The 13,461-nt window shown below is 67.6% G+C and carries 14 protein-coding genes; 4 read left to right on the top strand and 10 right to left on the bottom strand.

Annotation, left to right across the window (positions count from 1 at the left end):
* Positions 1–898: 898 nt before the first annotated feature.
* The 5 genes from HV786_RS18080 to HV786_RS18060 form a co-directional block, all read right to left on the bottom strand.
* Positions 899–1,870, bottom strand: a complete 972-nt coding sequence (locus tag HV786_RS18080) for a Bug family tripartite tricarboxylate transporter substrate binding protein (RefSeq protein ID WP_128827100.1) — start codon at positions 1,868–1,870, stop codon at positions 899–901.
* An 81-nt stretch (positions 1,871–1,951) separates the two neighbouring features.
* Positions 1,952–2,650: a 3-oxoacid CoA-transferase subunit B gene (locus HV786_RS18075; RefSeq protein ID WP_128827101.1), complete on the bottom strand. Its 699-nt coding sequence runs from the start codon at positions 2,648–2,650 to the stop codon at positions 1,952–1,954.
* A 1-nt stretch (position 2,651) separates the two neighbouring features.
* Positions 2,652–3,317, bottom strand: coding sequence for a 3-oxoacid CoA-transferase subunit A (locus HV786_RS18070; RefSeq protein ID WP_128827102.1), 666 nt, complete (start codon positions 3,315–3,317; stop codon positions 2,652–2,654).
* The gene (locus tag HV786_RS18065) at positions 3,318–4,286 is read right to left on the bottom strand and encodes a Bug family tripartite tricarboxylate transporter substrate binding protein (protein WP_128827103.1); all 969 of its coding nucleotides are present in this window, start codon (positions 4,284–4,286) and stop codon (positions 3,318–3,320) included.
* Between the two features lie 136 nt (positions 4,287–4,422).
* On the bottom strand, positions 4,423–5,325 hold the full coding sequence (locus tag HV786_RS18060; RefSeq protein WP_175211446.1) for an NAD(P)/FAD-dependent oxidoreductase: 903 nt from the start codon (positions 5,323–5,325) through the stop codon (positions 4,423–4,425).
* A gap of 122 nt (positions 5,326–5,447) precedes the next feature.
* Here HV786_RS18060 and folB point away from each other — a divergent pair, with 122 nt between their 5' ends.
* Positions 5,448–5,807: a dihydroneopterin aldolase gene (gene folB, locus HV786_RS18055; RefSeq protein ID WP_013391106.1), complete on the top strand. Its 360-nt coding sequence runs from the start codon at positions 5,448–5,450 to the stop codon at positions 5,805–5,807.
* Position 5,808: 1 nt separating this feature from the next.
* A complete protein-coding gene (ttcA, locus tag HV786_RS18050; protein WP_128827104.1) occupies positions 5,809–6,777 on the top strand; it encodes a tRNA 2-thiocytidine(32) synthetase TtcA in 969 nt (322 codons plus the stop codon).
* 76 nt (positions 6,778–6,853) lie between these two features.
* On the opposite strand, the gene HV786_RS18045 is transcribed toward ttcA, so the two are convergent.
* The 5 genes from HV786_RS18045 to apaG all read right to left on the bottom strand — a co-directional run bounded on the left by HV786_RS18045 (position 6,854) and on the right by apaG (position 11,708).
* Complete coding sequence (locus HV786_RS18045) at positions 6,854–7,810, bottom strand: D-2-hydroxyacid dehydrogenase family protein (RefSeq protein ID WP_128827105.1); 957 nt, start codon at positions 7,808–7,810, stop codon at positions 6,854–6,856.
* A 67-nt stretch (positions 7,811–7,877) separates the two neighbouring features.
* The gene (locus HV786_RS18040) at positions 7,878–8,666 is read right to left on the bottom strand and encodes a DsbC family protein (protein WP_128827106.1); all 789 of its coding nucleotides are present in this window, start codon (positions 8,664–8,666) and stop codon (positions 7,878–7,880) included.
* 153 nt (positions 8,667–8,819) lie between these two features.
* The gene (locus tag HV786_RS18035) at positions 8,820–9,989 is read right to left on the bottom strand and encodes a UbiH/UbiF family hydroxylase (protein WP_175211444.1); all 1,170 of its coding nucleotides are present in this window, start codon (positions 9,987–9,989) and stop codon (positions 8,820–8,822) included.
* A complete protein-coding gene (mltA, locus tag HV786_RS18030) occupies positions 9,986–11,293 on the bottom strand; it encodes a murein transglycosylase A (RefSeq protein ID WP_062840100.1) in 1,308 nt (435 codons plus the stop codon). The genes HV786_RS18035 and mltA overlap by 4 nt, the downstream gene beginning before the upstream one ends.
* 40 nt (positions 11,294–11,333) lie before the next feature.
* Positions 11,334–11,708: a Co2+/Mg2+ efflux protein ApaG gene (gene apaG, locus HV786_RS18025; protein WP_056319266.1), complete on the bottom strand. Its 375-nt coding sequence runs from the start codon at positions 11,706–11,708 to the stop codon at positions 11,334–11,336.
* 127 nt (positions 11,709–11,835) lie between these two features.
* Between apaG and rpe the strand changes: the two genes are divergently transcribed.
* Both rpe and HV786_RS18015 read left to right on the top strand, forming a co-directional pair.
* Complete coding sequence (rpe, locus tag HV786_RS18020) at positions 11,836–12,564, top strand: ribulose-phosphate 3-epimerase (protein WP_056319268.1); 729 nt, start codon at positions 11,836–11,838, stop codon at positions 12,562–12,564.
* 10 nt (positions 12,565–12,574) lie between these two features.
* Positions 12,575–13,282 carry a phosphoglycolate phosphatase gene (locus HV786_RS18015; RefSeq protein ID WP_128827107.1) on the top strand — a complete coding sequence of 236 codons (708 nt, stop codon included), beginning with the start codon at positions 12,575–12,577 and terminating at the stop codon, positions 13,280–13,282.
* The last annotated feature ends 179 nt before the right edge of the window (positions 13,283–13,461 follow it).

Genomic DNA, 13,461 nt, shown 5'->3' with positions numbered 1-13,461 from the left:
GAACTCAGCCGTAAAGGCACGCCGCTTTATCTTGGTCATGACTCACCTCCTAGGTTCAACCTAAATGGGTGTCTACCAAAATTAGACCACTACAGGCCGCGCGGGCGGCCTCCGGGGACTTACGCGGCGTCTTGCGTCGTCGCTTTGACGCTTCGCGTGTGGCTGCGTCTGCCCCAGGTGTCTGACACCCTGGTGAGATTTCCGTCATGCCAAGTGCGTCTCCCTAGGGTGTCAGACACCGGCAGCAGCAGACGCTCTAGGCAGCTTCAGGCAGCGACGCCAATAATCCTCTCAAGGTGTCTGACACCCTGTTGAGATTTCCGTCATGCCGAGTGCGTTTCCCTAGGGTGTCAGACACCGGCAGCGGCAGACGCGCTGGGCACGTTCAGGCAGAGACGCCAATAATCGTCACTTGAACCCCAGTGCCGGATGGGCGGCGCGAACCGATCGGCAAGCTGTGGCGACCCGTCGCCGCGCCGCCCATCACCGCCCCTCCCCCCGTGACGGCGGCCCATTAGCTAACAACTCTCTGCCAGCGCGCAAGCGCGCATCGCCCCGACGACCAGACGCCCGTATGCCGATTGCCGCCGCCCGGGCGGCAGCAATTCGGCGGCCCCGCAAATCCCCTTCCCTGCATACGGGTCTTACAGCGCCCCAAACCAAAGACCCTGGTAGCACGGCGTCGCGGTCACCGTGGGTGCGAGCGCCGTCGATGCGCCCGAGGGAATCTGAAGGGAGCCGAAGGCGGACGAAGATGACGAAGGGGTAGTCCGGAGCGAAGGCTCCGGACCGCAATCGTGGGCGATCGTGCCCACGGTGACCGCGGCGTCGGGCGACCTACGAAGATCCGCGGAAGTGCCCAAACGCGTACGCAAACGCCCCCCAAGTCGCAGCCGAGTCAATTCACCTTCGCCCCAGACACCTCCACCGCCGTCTTCCAAGCCCCTAACTCCCGCTCGATATGCGCCCCAAACTCCCCAGGCGTCGACCCCACCACCTCATACCCGTATCCCGCCAGTTGCTCCTTCAAAGCCGGCACCGTCACCGCCTCGGCAATCCCCTTGCTGACCGCATCGACCACTGCCCCCGGCGTGCCCGCGGGCGCCAATATTCCGTACCAGCCGTTGACGACGAAGTTGGGTACGGTTTCGGCGACAGTCGGGACGTTGGGAAGCAGCGGGGAGCGGTGTTCGCCGGTGACGGCGATGGCCTTGAGCTTGCCGGCTTGCACTTGCGGCAGCGAGGTCGAAATGCTGTCGAACATCAGGGAGACTTCGCCGCCCAGCAGCGCGACGACAGCGGGGCCGCTGCCTTTGTAGGGAACGTGCATCATGTCCGCGCCTGTCTGGTGCTTGAACATCTCGGCGGCCAGGTGGCTGGTGTTGCCGTTGCCGGCGGAAGCGAAGCTCAGTTTGCCGGGGTTGGCCTTGCCGTACGCGATGAGTTCGGCGACGGTGTTGGCGGGGATGGAAAGCGGCGCGGCGACGAGCATTGGCAGCGTGGCGACCAGGGATACCGGCGCGAAGTCCTTGCGCGTGTCGTATGGCAGCGAGGGGTACAGGCTGGGGTTGATGGTGTGCGCGGCCAGCACCATCAGCAGCGTGTAGCCGTCGGGCTTGGCGCGAGCGAGTTGGGCGGATGCGATGGCGCCGCCTGCGCCGGGCTTGTATTCCAGGACCACGGGCTGGCCCCACTTCTTTTGCAGTTCCGCGCCCAGCGGGCGCGCCAGCATGTCGGCGCTGCCGCCCGGCGGATAGGGGATGAGCAAGGTGATGGGCTTGTCGGGATAGGTCTGCGCGGCGAAAGCAGCGCCAGCGGCGCCCAGGCACAGCACACCTGCCGATACGGCGGACAGGATCGAACGGATCATCGGAAGCTCCTTTGCCCGGCGCCGGGCGCAAGACATCATCAGTGAACGTGGGACGAGCGCACCAACACACGCACGGGCCCGTCACGCGTATCGCGGCACGCCCTCACCGTCCAGGACGATCGTGCGCGGCGCTTGCGTGAAGTGCAGCGGCGCGCCGGTGACGGTGCGCAGGAAGGCTTCGCTGACGCCCGCCTTCATGGCGTGCACCTGCAGGCCGATGGGCATGACGTCGATGACGGCCAGGTCGGTGTAGATGCGGGACACGACGCCTTTGCCGGTCAGGGGATAGGTGCATTGCTGCAGGATCTTGGGCGTGCCGTCGCGGCCGCGGTGTTCCATGGTGACGAGCACCTGCTTGGCGCCGACGGCCAGGTCCATCGCGCCGCCGACGGCGGGGATGGCGTCGGCGGCGTCGGTCTTCCAGTTGGCGAGGTCGCCGCGTTCGGAGACCTGGAACGCGCCGAGGACGGCGTAGTCCAGGTGACCGCCGCGCATCATGGCGAACGAGATGGTGTGTTCGGTGATGGATGCGCCTTGCAGCAGGGTGATGGTCTGACGGCTGGCGTTGATGAGGTCGGGATCGGCCTGCGGACCGCTAGCCGCGGGGCCCATGCCGAGGATGCCGTTTTCGCTGTGCAGCAGGATTTCGCGGTCCGCGGGCAGGTAGTCGCCGACGAGGGTCGGCATGCCGATCCCCAGGTTCACGATGGCGCCGTCGGGGATGTCGCTGGCCAGGAGCTGCGCGATCTGCTGGCGGGTCAAGCCGATGATGTCCTGCATGTCAGGCCTCCACGCGCACGACGGATTTCACGAAGATGCCCTGCGTCATGATCTGTTCCGGCGCCAGCGCGCCCAGCGGCACGATCTCGTCGACCTGCGCGATGGCGTGTCCGGCCGCCATGCACATGACGGGATTGAAGTTGCGCGCGGCGTGGCGGTACATGAGGTTGCCCCAGCGGTCGCCCAGATGCGCGCGGATGAGCGCGTAGTCGGCGCGCAGCGGCTGCTCGAGCACGTAGCCGATGCCGTCGATGATCTCCTGGCGCCGCCCCTCGGCCAGTTCGGTGCCGTAGCCCGTGGGCGTGTAGAAGGGGCCAAGCCCGGCGCCCGCGGCGCGCAGCCGCTCGGCCAGGGTGCCTTGCGGCACGCATTCCAGTTCGACCTCGCCGGCGCGGTAGGCGCGGGCAAAAGCTTCGGAATTGGGCGGGCGCGGATGCGAGCAGATGATCTTGCGGACCTGCTTGCGGATCAGCAGCGCGGCGATGCCGCGTTCGAATGTGCCGGCGTTGTTGGAGATGATGGTGAGGTCGCTGCGGCCCAGCTCGGCCAGGCAGTGCAGCAGTTCGTAGGGCACGCCGGCTTCGCCGAAGCCGCCGACCAGCACCGACGCACCGTCCGGAATGACGGCGACGGCCTGCGCCATGGATGCCTGTATCTTGTCGATCACTTATTGCTCCTGCACGAGGCCCGCGGCATCCACGATGGTTTTCCAGCGAGCGCGTTCCTGGTCGATGAAGGCCGCGAACTCCGCGGGCGTGTTGCCGCCCGCCTGACCGCCCATGGCCTTGAAGCGTTCGCTGATCTCGGGGCTGCGCACCACGTCGCGCGTGGCGGCGTAGAGCTTGTCGATGGCGCCCTGCGGCGTGCCCGCGGGCGCGATGAGGCCAAACCACGCGGTGACGACCATGTCCTTCACGCCGGCCTCGGCCATGGTCGGCACGTTGGGCAGTTCGTCCAGGCGCTTGTCGCTGGTGACGGCCAGCGCGCGCAGCTTGCCGGCCTGGATGTACGGCATGGAGCTGGGCAGGTTGTCGATCATGAAGGTGAACTGCTGGCCCAGCAGCGCGGCCACGGCGGGGCCCGCGCCCTTGTAGGCGACGTGCGTGCCTGGAATGCCGGCGCGCTGCTTGAACATTTCGGCGGACAGGTGCGGCGATTGGCCGGCGCCGGAGCTGCCGAAGGACACCTTGGACGGGTCCTGCCTGACCTGCGCCAACAGGTCCGCCACGCTGCGCGCGGGCGAGGCCTCGTTGACGACGAGCACGTTGGGCACCGAGATCACCAGCGTCACCGGCGCGAAGTCGGCGGGCTTGTAGGGCAGCGTCTTGTAGAGCGCGTAATTGATGGCGTTGGGGCCGATGTTGCCCATCAGCAGCGTGTAGCCGTCGGGCTTGGCCCGCGCCAGCGCCTGCGCGCCGATGATGCCGGCGGCGCCGGCCCGGTTCTCCACGATGACCTGCTGCCCCAGCTTGGCCGACAGCTTGTCGGCGATGAGGCGCGCCGAGATGTCGGTGGTGCCGCCGGGCGCGGCCGGGATGATGAGGGTGATGGGCCGTTCAGGCCAGGCCGCCTGCGCCGGATTCGCGATGGCGATGGCCATCGCGCCGGCTGCCAGCCAGCGATGCGCACACATCATGCTTGTCTCCCTGCGTGACCATTGATTGGTCAACTCGTGAGCATGAGTGTGGGCGCGGCGCGGTCAAATGCCTATTCTGGAATCCGGAGGTGTGGGTTCGCCTGGGCTGAAGAGCGCATCGTGGCCCGGGGCCCGTTCACGCCCCCGCGCGCTCCCAGCGCCGCTGGATGGCCTTGGCGGCCACCACGCCGTCGGCCATCGAGGTCACCACGCACGGGTGCATGCGGTGCGCGACTTCGCCTATGGCGTAGATGTCCGGCACGCTGGTCTCGGCGGTGGCGAAGTCGGTGCGGATGTAGCCACGCTCGTCGCGCGCCAGGTGCAGCGTGTCGGCAAACGCGGCCTGCGGTTCCCAGCCGTAGAAGACCAGGATCAGGTCGTACTGCCGGCCGTCCACGCTGCGCGCGGCCGGGTCGACCTGGTAGGGGCCGATGTGCACGCCGTCGGACCCGGCGCGCGTGACCCACTGCTGCTGGGCGCGCACGCTGCGGGCATACAGATGAACCGTTCGCGCACCGCGGTTGCGTACGTAGACGAAGTTTTCGAAGGCGTTGTCGCCCCCGCCCAGCACAGCGACCGTCAAACCCGAATAGTCCTGCGCCACGATGGGCGAGCCGGGGCCGATCAGCACGCCCGGCCAGGACGCGCCCGGCGGATGGCCGGGCAGGCCCTTGGCGCGCACGCCCGAGGCGATGACCAGGGTACGGGCGCGGGCCAGGGTTTCCTTGCCGTCGGGACCAGAGAGCGTGGCCTCGATGCCGCCCTTGCACGGCCGCACGCCGGCGACGCGGGTTTCCAGCCGCAGGGGCACGTTGGCGGCGCGCACGCTGGCGTCGATATTGGCCGCGACCTGCTGGCCGGTGACGCCGGGCAGGACCGCGATCCAGTCGTCGGCAAACGGGTTGTCATTGCCCAGGCCGCCCAGGCGGGCGCTGGCCTCGACCAGCAACGGCGACAGGCCCAGGCGGGCCAGCCAGAGGGCGCAGGAGGCGCCGGCCGGGCCGCCGCCTACAATGACCGAATCGTGCATCTGTTGCATTTCACCCCTTATTGACTGCGCCGGCGCCTCGCGGGCGCCCGGACATGGCCGGATTGTAGCCAGCGCGTCACCCCCATCCGTCGTCGCCTTACAATTCGGGCTATTCCACCCAGGTTTTCATCATGCCCACTCGCCGCATCATTCTTTCCGGGCTTGCGCTCGACGCCCGCATCGGCATCCTCGAGCACGAGCGCCGCGCCACCCAGCCCCTGCATGTCGATGCCGAATTCGACGTCGACATCCAGCGCTCGGTGGACGACCACGATATCCACAGCGTGCTGGACTACCGCCGGCTGCGCGAGGCCATCGTCGAGGAATGCACGCAGGCGCACGTGAACCTGATCGAAACCCTGTCCGAACAGGTCGCGGCGCGCCTGCTTGCTGACTTCCAGGAAATCCGCGCGCTGCGCCTGCGCATCAGCAAGCCCATGGCCTTCTCCGACTGCGCGGCGGTGGGCGTGGAAATCCAGATCACCCGCTGACATGAACGATATCGCTCCCCCCGGCGTGCAATTTCGCACGCCCGCCGACGAAAAAGCCCGGCACGAAGGCAACAAGCTGACCAAGCGGCTGGCGCGCGAGACCACGCGCGCCCTGTCCGACTACAACATGATCGAGGAAGGCGACCGCGTGATGGTCTGCCTGTCCGGCGGCAAGGACTCCTATGCCATGCTGGACATCCTGCTGCAGCTCCAGAAGCGCGCGCCGTTCAAGTTTGAACTGATCGCCGTGAACCTGGACCAGAAGCAGCCGGGCTTTCCCGATCACATCCTGCCGCAGTACCTGAAGGAACTGGGCGTTCCCTTCCACATCGAGACGCAGGATACGTATTCCATCGTCACGCGCGTGCTGGAAGAGGGCAAGACGATGTGCTCGCTCTGTTCGCGGCTGCGCCGCGGCATCCTGTACCGTGTCGCCTCGGAACTGGGCGCCACCAAGATCGCGCTGGGCCATCACCGCGACGACATCCTGGCCACGTTCTTCCTGAACCTGTTCTACGGCGGCAAGGCCAAGGGCATGCCGCCCAAGCTGGTGTCCGACGACGGCCGCCACACGGTGATCCGCCCGCTCGCCTACGTGGTCGAGTCCGACCTGATCGCCTACGCCGAGCTCAAGCAATTCCCCATCATTCCGTGCAATCTCTGCGGTTCGCAAGAGAACCTGAAGCGCAAGGAAGTGGGCCGCATGATCAAGGAATGGGACAAGCAGCACCCAGGCCGGTCGTGGAACGTGTTCAACGCGCTGTCGCGCGTCGTGCCCTCGCACCTGATGGACCGGGACCTGTTCGACTTCGTGGGCTTGAAGCCCACGGGCGTGCCGGACGCCAACGGCGACACGGCGTTCGATACGGTCGACCCCACGGAAGACGCGGACGAAGCGTGCGGCGATACGCCGACGGCGTTGGAGCCGGGCGCGATCATCGAAAAGAAGGTGATGTTCTCGCGCGGTTGATGCGGCGCAGGACAAACAAACAAGGGGCTGCGATTGCAGCCCCTTTTTTTTGCAGCCTTGCGCTTGCGCGGCAGAATCAGGCGTTCAGCACCCGGATCGGCGCGCCCGCCGCCCACGCCTTCACGGCTTCCAGGCAGTTCTGGTAGAACGCCTCGAAGTTTTCGCGGCTGACATAGCCCAGGTGCGGCGTGAGGATCACGTTGTCCAGGTCGCGCACGGTATCGGTGGGCGACAGGGGCTCCTCGGGGAAGACGTCCAGGCCCGCGCCGGCGATGCGGAATTTCACCAGGGCATCCATCAGCGCTTCCTGGTCGACAAGACCCGCGCGCGACGTGTTCACGAGGTAGGCGGTGGGCTTCATGGCGGCCAGCGCGGTGGCGTCGACGATGTGGCGGCTGCGATCAGACAGGATCAGGTGCAGGCTCACGACATCTGACGTGGAAAAGAGCTCGTGCTTGTCCACGCGCGTGACGCCGGCGGCCTGGGCGCGCTCGTCGGTCAGGTTGGGGCTCCAGGCCACGACGTCCATGCCAAAGGCCAGTCCCACCTTGGCGACCGCGGCGCCCAGCTTGCCCAGACCCACCACGCCCAGGCGCTTGCCGGCCAGCGGCTCGGGCATGCCGGTCTGCCACATGCCGCGGCGCATGGCGGCGTCTTCGGCGGGAAGGTGCTTGAAGAGACCCAGGATGTGCGCCCACGCGAGTTCCGCGGTGGCGGTGTTGGCATCGGCGCTGCCGGGCGCGCCGGACACGACGATGCCCTGCTCGGCGCAGGCCTGCATGTCGATGGCGTTGTTGCGCATGCCGGTGGTGACCAGAAGCCGCAGCTTGGGCAGCGCGCGGATGCGCTCGGCGGGGAACGGCGTGCGTTCGCGCATGGCGACGATCACGTCGAAGGGCGCGAGCGCGGTTTCGACCTGGTCGTCGGGGATGAAGTTGTTGAAGATCTGCACCTCGGCGGCGCCGCCCAGCGAGGTCCAATCCGCATAGCGCCGGGCTACGTCGTGGTAATCGTCGAGAATTGCGATTTTCAAGTCTTGTCTCCGGGAGGGATGGCGCTTGCCGCGCCCCCCTTTCCCGGGCCGGCGCGACGCGCGCCGGTCAGTTCAAACGGGCCTTGAGCTGGTCCAGCGGCAGCGCGCCGCTGATGCGCGAGCCGTCGGCAAAGAACAGCGTCGGCGTGCCGCGCACCATCAGTTGCTGGCCAAGCGCCAGCAGCTTGTCTTCGGGCACGTCGCAGTTGGCGGCGGCCGGCGTCTTGCCGCGCAGCATCCAGTCGTCCCAGGTCTTGCCCTGGTCCTTGGCGCACCAGACGTTGCGCACCTTGACCTTGGAGTCGGGCGACAGGATGGGGTAGAGGAAGGTGTAGACGGTCAGGTTGTCCACGTCTTCGAGCGTCTTGCGCAGTTGCTTGCAGTAACCGCAGTTGGGATCCTCGAAGATCGCGACCTTGCGCGAGCCATCGCCCTTGACCTGCTTGATTGCAAGATCCAGCGGCAGTTGGTCGAAGGTGACGGCGCTGAGCTTTTCCTGCGATTCGCGGGTGACGTCGCGGCGCGTCGCGGCATCGATCAGCGGTCCTTCCATGACCCAGGTGACGCCTTCGTCGGTGTAGATCAGGTCCATGCCGAGCTGCACTTCGAACAGGCCATAGGGCGTGCGGCGCACGGTCGTGACATTCATGCCCGAGAAACGCTGCTGAAAGCGTTCCTTGACGGCGGCCGACTGCGGATCGAGTTCGGTGGTGGAAACGCTTTTCTCGCCCTTGGCCGCCTGTCCCACGGCCTGCGTGGAAACGGACTTTGCGCCCTGCGCTTGGGCCGTGGCGGACAAACCGATGCCCGCGGCGAGGAAACAGGCCGCCAACGTGGCGGGAATGCGGAATTTCATCGGTACTCCTGGTCTTGTCAGTCGTGTGTTTTGCCGGAAAGCGTAACCGATCCGGGCGGGACAGCCGCGGCAGGCGGCGGATGTGCGTATCCCTATCAGACGGCCGCCGGCCGCCGCAGGTTCCGCCCGGCGCCGCCGTCGGGCCTGGCCGGCCTAGTTGGCGGACGCCCCCGCGATCAGGCGGCGCTTGATCAGCGGCGCGCGCTCGACCCAATGCATGCCGGCGTTGCGCAGCCAGACAAGCGGCGTCGCCTTCGATCCGAAAAGCTTGTGCAACCCGTCCGTGGCCAGCCGCATGGCCAGCACCGGCTCGGCGCGCGCCCGCTGGTAGCGGTGCAGCACGCGCAGGTCGCCGGCCTGGCGGTAGGGCTCACGCCCCGCGACGATGCGGGCCAACGCCTCGACATCGCCCAGCCCCAGGTTCAGGCCCTGCCCGGCCAGCGGGTGCAGGCGGTGCGCCGCGTCTCCGGCCAACGCGATGCCGGGCGCCACCATCTGGGCGCGCTCCAGCGTCAGCGGAAAACCGTGCAGCTTGCTGCGGACCTTCAGGCGGCCGAGCCGCCCTTCGGCGGCCTCGGCCAGCAAGGCTTCCAGGCGGGCGGTTTGCGCTTCCTGCGGCAGTTCCAGCAATTGCTGCGCCAATTCGCTGCGCATGGACCAGACCATGGACACCTGCGGACCGTCCGCGGTATCGGGCAGCGGCAGCAGCGCCAGCACGCCGTCGTCGCGGAACCATTGGAACGCGGTGCCCTGGTGCGGCAGTTCGGCGTCCAGATGCACGACGAGTCCGGTGTCGTTGTAGGACTGGGCTTCGTGCTTCAGCCCGGCCGCCTCGCGCAGCGGCGAAGCCGCGCCGTCGGCGCCGACGAAGAGCTCGGCCTGAATGCGCGCGCCGCTTTCGGTGTCGACCGCGCCGTTCTGGTAGCCGGTGCAGCGGTCTTCCAGCCAGGCGATGCCGAACATGCGCACGGCCTGGATCAGGACGCGCTCGATCTCGCCGGATTCGACGATCCAGGCCAGCTGCGGCAGCGCCGCCTGCCAGGCGTTCAGATTCACCTGGCCGTCCGCGTCGCCGTGGATCTCCATGGCCTGCACGGGCATCAGGCGGGACGCGGGCATGGCGTCCCACACACCGATGTCGGCCAGAAAGCGCTGGCTGGCGGGCGAGATGGCGTAGACGCGCGGGTGATAGTGGTTGGGATCGGCCGGCGGCACGGCGGCGCGCGGCGCCAGCACGGCCACGCGCTGGCCGCGGCGGGCCAGCGCCAGGGCGGTGGACAGGCCGACGATGCCGGCCCCGCAAACTACGATCTGATGGCTCATCGTGCGGAGGGCTCCCCGGCCTGTTTGGGCCACAGCAGCCACATCTGGCCGCGTTGCTTCATGCGGCCGGCCTGCTGTCCGGCTTCTTCGCCGTAACCCCAGTAGAAGTCGGCGCGCGCCGCGCCACGGATGGCGGTGCCGGTGTCCTGGGCGAATACCAGGCGCTGCAGGGGCCGGTCCGACGCGGGATAGGTGGTGGACAGGAACAGCGGCGTGCCCAGCGGCACGAAGGTGGCGTCCACCGCCACCGAGCGCCGCGGCGCCAGCGGAATGGCGTAGGCGCCCTTGGGGCCTTGCTCGGGGTCGATCACCGCCTCTTCGCGGAAGAACACCACCGCCGGGTTGGCGTTGAGCATTTCAGGCACGCGCTTGGGATTGCGCTGTGCCCAGGCCCGGATGTTCTGCATCGACGCCTGGTCGGCGGTGAGTTCGCCGCGGTCGATCAGCCAGCGGCCGATGGACACATAGGGCTGGCCGTTGTGGTCGGCATAGGCGACGCGGATGGTCTTGCCGGCATCCGGGCCGTCCGTCAGCTGCACGCGGCCGGAGCCCTGGACCTGCAGGAAGAAGTTGTCCACGGGGTCGTCAACCCACACCACGACGGGCGGGCGGCGGCCGGACGACGATTCGATGGCAGCGCGCGTGTCGTAGGGCACGACGCGCTTGCCGTCGAGCTTGCCGCGCACGCGCTTGCCCGCCAGGTCCGGGTAGACCGACCCCAGGTCGATCGTCAGCAGGTCGGCGGGCACCGCATACAGCGGCCACTGGTAGACGCCGCCCTGGCGGCGCGATCCGCGCACCAGCGGCTCGTAGTAACCCGTCACCGTATTGGTGGCGGGCTTGCCGTCGGCGGCGTTCAGGCGCCAGGGTTGCAGGTAGGTCTGCAGAAAGCGGCGCACGCCTTCGCCGTCGCCGGCAGCGGGCGCGCGGGCCGGATCGATGGCGGCGGCGCAGACCGGCTGCCAGGCGCGCGGCGTGGCGCGCGCGGGCGCGGCCAGGTTGCCGCTGGTGGGCCGCATCAGGCCCTTGCAGTTGCGCAGAAAAAGGGGCCAGAACTGGGTCAGGTCGTCGGCGCTCCAGCCGGGCAGCTCGGACCAGTTGGCCGGTTTGAGCTTGCCGGCCAGCGCGCGCGGCGGGGAATCGGGCAGCGAGGCCAGCGGCGGCACCACGAGCGGGCCGTCGGTCACCGCCGGGACGCGCGCGCCGGGAGTGGCGGGCTGGCCGGATTCAGGGGGGATATCCGAGGGGGTGGAACATGCCGCCAGAAGGACCGACAGCACGGACAGGCTAAGAATGCGCTTCATGAGCAAATGGAAAGACGTGCAACGGATGGCCGGACCATGCTCAGTGCAAGGTGCGCGGCATGGCCAGGACGAATTCGGAGATCGGCACTTCGAACGGGATACCGTTCTCGCCGACGCAGTGGTAGATGCCGCGCATCGTGCCCACCGGCGTGGGCAAGGGACAGCCGCTGGTGTACTCGAAGGTCTCGCCCGGAGCCAGGAGGGGCTGCTGCCCCACGATGCCCAGGCCGCGCACTTCCTGCACGCGCTGGTTGCCGTCGGTGATGATCCAGTGGCGGCTGATCACCTGCGCGGGGTGTTCGCCGGTATTGGTGATGCGGACGGTGTAGGCAAACACGAATTGCTGTTCGCCGGGGTCGGACTGTTCGGGCACGAAGCGCGGAGAGACAGAGACGCTCAGGTCGTAAGGTTTCACAGTCCTTCCCTGTGTGGCTGCACGCGGGCGGCGCAACGTCGGCGCCCACGCTTGAAAGACGGAATTTCAGACGCGCCAGACCGGGGCATACCCGCTGCGGCGCCTCAAACTGCAATAATGGCACATTATGCCCTCCCCGACCCCGAACATCATGTCCAAGCAAACGGCCTGCACCCGCATTACTCCCAGCATCCTGTCGGCTGACTTCGCCCGGCTGGGCGAAGAAGTCCGCAACGTCGTCGCCGCCGGCGCCGACTGGATCCACGTGGACGTGATGGACAACCACTATGTCCCCAACCTGACCATCGGCCCGATGGTCTGTGCGGCCATCCGCCCCCATGTCCAGGTGCCGATCGACGTGCACCTCATGGTCGAACCGGTGGACGCGCTGGTGCCGCAATTTGCCAAGGCCGGCGCCGACTACATCAGCTTTCACCCCGACGCGAGCGCCCACGTGGACCGCACGCTGTCGCTGATCCGCGAAAGCGGCTGCAAGGCGGGCCTGGTCTTCAACCCGGCCACGCCGCTGTCCTACATGGACTACGTGATGGACAAGATCGACCTGGTCCTGATCATGTCGGTGAACCCGGGCTTTGGCGGCCAGAGCTTCATTCCGGCGGCGCTGACCAAGCTGCGCGAGGCCCGCGCCCGCATCGACGCCTGGATGCAGGCCGGCGGCCAGGAGATCGTTCTGCAGGTGGACGGCGGCGTCAAGATCGACAACATCGCCGAGATCCGCGCCGCGGGCGCCGACACCTTCGTGGCGGGCTCGGCCATCTTCGGCAAGCCGGATTACGCCGGCATCATCAAGGCCATGCGCGAGCAGATCGCCATCGGCGAAACCACCGCCGTCTAAGGAAATCGACATGACCGCTTTTCGCGCCGCGCTGCTGGACCTGGACGGCACCCTGCTCGACTCCATTCCCGATCTGGCCTTCGCCGCCAACGCCATGCGCGTCGAACTTGGCATGATCGCACTGCGCGAGGACGTGGTGGCCACGTTCGTCGGCAAGGGCGTGGACAACCTGGTGCGGCGCAGCCTGGCCGGTTCGCTCGATGCCGCCGACCCGTCGCCCGACGAATTCCAGCGCGCCCGCGAGGCCTTCTACCGCCATTACCACCTGGTCAACGGCGAGCGCGCGCAGGTCTACCCGGGCGTGATCGAAGGGCTGAAACTCATGCGCGATCAGGGCCTGAAGCTGGCCGTGGTCACCAACAAGCCCACTGAGTTCACCTTGCCGCTCCTGCAGCGCACGGGGCTGGCGGGCTTTTTCGAGGCCGTGGTGTGCGGCGACACCTGCGAGCGCCGCAAGCCCGACCCCGACCAGATCCACCATGCGTGCGACCTGATGGGTGTGGGTGTGAACGAAGCCGTGACGATCGGCGATTCGATCAACGACGCGCAGGCGGGCCGCAGCGCGGGCACGCAGGTGCTGGTGGTGCCGTACGGCTATAACGAAGGACGTGACGTGCGCGAGTTGGATGTCGATGGTATAGTTGACACGCTTGTTGACGCCGCCCAGTGGGTCGCGCTCTGGAATCAGAACCAGAACGCAGCGAAGGTCTCGGCCTGAACTCCCCGCCTGAAGCGCGTCGCAACCCCAGCACGAATTCACTACCGCGTACTCATACCGAACCGCTAAATGAACGTTTCCATCCAGAACCAAATGCTCGGCGCCTCGTGGCGTTGGTGGCGTTTGTCTTCCGGGTGGCGATGATTCCCTTCCCGGCCCTAGACGCGACCTTGCCGCCT

The sequence above is a fragment of the Achromobacter mucicolens genome (assembly GCF_902859725.1).
GTDB classification, from domain to species: Bacteria; Pseudomonadota; Gammaproteobacteria; order Burkholderiales; family Burkholderiaceae_B; genus Achromobacter; species Achromobacter mucicolens.
This window is presented reverse-complemented; position numbering and strand designations above follow the sequence as displayed.